The organism is Streptomyces sp. NPDC034670, from assembly GCF_055574875.1.
In genome coordinates this window covers 1-2554 of the sequence record NZ_JBVITR010000129.1, presented here as the reverse complement: position 1 = coordinate 2554, position 2554 = coordinate 1, and the positions used below count along the sequence as shown (strand labels likewise).

General features: G+C 73.3%; 1 protein-coding gene. It reads left to right on the top strand.

Annotation, left to right across the window (positions count from 1 at the left end):
* On the top strand, positions 1 to 2554 hold a 2554-nt coding region (locus tag ACZ56B_RS32740; RefSeq protein ID WP_468798702.1), incomplete at both ends, for a type I polyketide synthase.

Here is a 2554-nt window from a genome sequence, read left to right as displayed (position 1 = left end):
CGGGCCGCCCTCGCGGTGCCGGTACTGCGCAAGGACCGTCCCGAGGAGGCGTCGGTGCTCACCGCGTTGGGCCGGCTGTTCGTGCACGGCGCCGAGGTGGACTGGCCGGCCCTGTTCGCCGGCACCGGGGCCCGCCCGGTCGACGTGCCCACCTACCCCTTCCAGCGGCAGCACTACTGGCCCGCTGTGAGCGCCGGTGTGCGCGATGCCGTCGCGCTCGGGCTGGAGCCGACCGGGCATCCGCTGCTGGGCGCGGCGGTACCGCTCGCGGAGTCGGACGGTGTGGTGCTCGCCGGTCGGCTGTCCGCGGGTACGCAGACCTGGCTGGCCGACCACGAGGTGCACGGCCGGGTTCTGCTGCCGGGCACGGCGTTCCTCGACCTGGCCGTGCGAGCCGGTGACGAGGTCGGATGCAGCCGGGTGGCGGAGCTGACCCTCGGCACGCCGCTCGTTCTGGACCGTCGTGACGCCGTGCGCATCCAGGTCGTCGTGGGCACTCCCGACGAGGCGGGGCGGCGCTCGATCGGCGTCTACGCACGCCCGGACGTTTCCGACGAGGAACTGCCCTGGACGCAGCACGCCTCCGGAATCCTCGCCGAGGACGTCGGCGGTGCCGCCACGGCGTCATGGGGGGCCTCCGACTGGCTGCCGGCCGATGCCCGGCCCATCGACCTGGACGGCTTCTACGAGGAGCGCGCCGAGGCCGGGTTCGCCTACGGGCCGGTGTTCCAAGGGCTGCGCGGCGCATGGCGGCACGGTGACGAGGTGTACGTCGACGCCGAGCTGTCCGAGCACGTCCCGACCGCCGGGTTCGGACTCCACCCGGCTCTCCTGGACGCCGTCCTTCAGGCCGCCGCCTTCGCGGGTGAGGGTGACGCGCCACAGGGCGGCGGACTGCTGCCCTTCGCCTGGGAGGGCGTGTCCCTGCACGCCTCGGGGGCGTCCGCGATCCGGGCCAGGTTGCGGAGGACCGCGGTCGGCAGTATCGCCCTCATGGTCGTCGACCAGGACGGGAACCCCGTCGTCTCGGTCGACCGGCTCGCCGTACGTCCGGTCGACGACCGTCTGCCGGCGGGCGGTCGTCACGTACGTGACCTCTACCGCATCGAGTGGACCCCTGTCGCCTCGTCGGGCACGTACACCGGCGAGTTGGCCGTCGTCGAGGACGGCGAAGGCGTCGCCGGTGCCCTCGGTGCCACGCCGTACACCGAACTCGTCGGCGGAGCCCGCATCAGCGGCACCGGCGACATCGTCGGCGCGGCTGACAACGCTGACGCGGTGCCGGGCGTCGTGCTCGCCGTCATCACGGGCGACGGAACGGACCCGGACGACACCCTCAACGACCTGCACGCCGTAACGGCCCGCGTGCTGCGGCTCGTCCAGGAGTGGCTGGACGACGCGCGCTTCGCAGGCGCGCGGCTCGTCCTGCTGGTGCGGGACATTCCGGAGCCCGTGCTGGGCGCCGTACGCGGTCTGCTCCGCACCGTGCAGAACGAGCACCCCGGACGCGTCGGCCTCCTCACCTCGGCCCCCGGACCGTTCGACGCCGAAGCGGTCACGCGTGCCCTGGCTCTTGATGAGCCCGAAGTGGCTTTGCGGGGCGATAAGTTGATGGTGCCCCGTCTCGTCCGCGCCGCCGTGCCCGCCGATGGTTCCGATGTGTGGGCGGGCGTCGAGTCGGTTCTCGTCACCGGTGGCACGGGCGGCCTGGGCGCCGTGGTGGCCCGCCACCTCGTGCGGGCGCACGGGGTGCGGGAACTGCTCCTCGTCTCGCGGCGCGGTGTGGACACACCCGGCGCTGCGGAACTCGTCGCCGAACTGGAGGAGTCGGGCGCCCGGGTCGACGTGGCGGCCTGTGACGTGGCGGACCGGCAGTCCCTGGTCGACGTGCTCGCCGGCCGGCGGATCCAGGGCGTGGTGCACGCCGCCGGTGTGCTGGACGACGGGCTGGTCGGCAGTCTGACCGCCGAGCGGCTGGACGCCGTCCTCGCGCCGAAGGCCGACGGGGCCTGGCACCTGCACGAACTGCTCACCGACGTAAGCGCCTTCGTGCTGTTCTCGTCGGCCGCGGGCACATTCGGCGGCACCGGCCAGGCCAACTACGCCGCCGCCAACGCCTTCCTCGATGCCCTCGTGGACCTCCGGCACGCTCTCGGACTGCCGGCCACGTCGCTGATCTGGGGTCCGTGGGACCTGGACGGCAACGGCATGACCGGCGAGTTGTCCGCCGCCGAACGCGAACGCATGGCCCGCACCGGTTTCTCGGCCGTGACCACGGAACAAGGCCTTGCCCTCTTCGATGCCGCCCTTGCCACCGGCCAGGGCGTCGTGGCCCCGCTGCCCCTCGACCTGCGCGCCCTCCGCAACCACGGCGACACCCCCGCCGTACTGCGCGGCCTTGTGCGGTCGCGGCGTCGGGTGGTGACCGCTGCCGCGGAGAGCCTGGTTCAGCGGTTGCTGCCGTTGGACGAGGTGGAGCGGGGTGAGGTGCTGCTGGATCTGGTGCGGGGGCAGGTGGCGCTGGTGCTGGGGCACCGGGGTGTGTCGGGGGTTG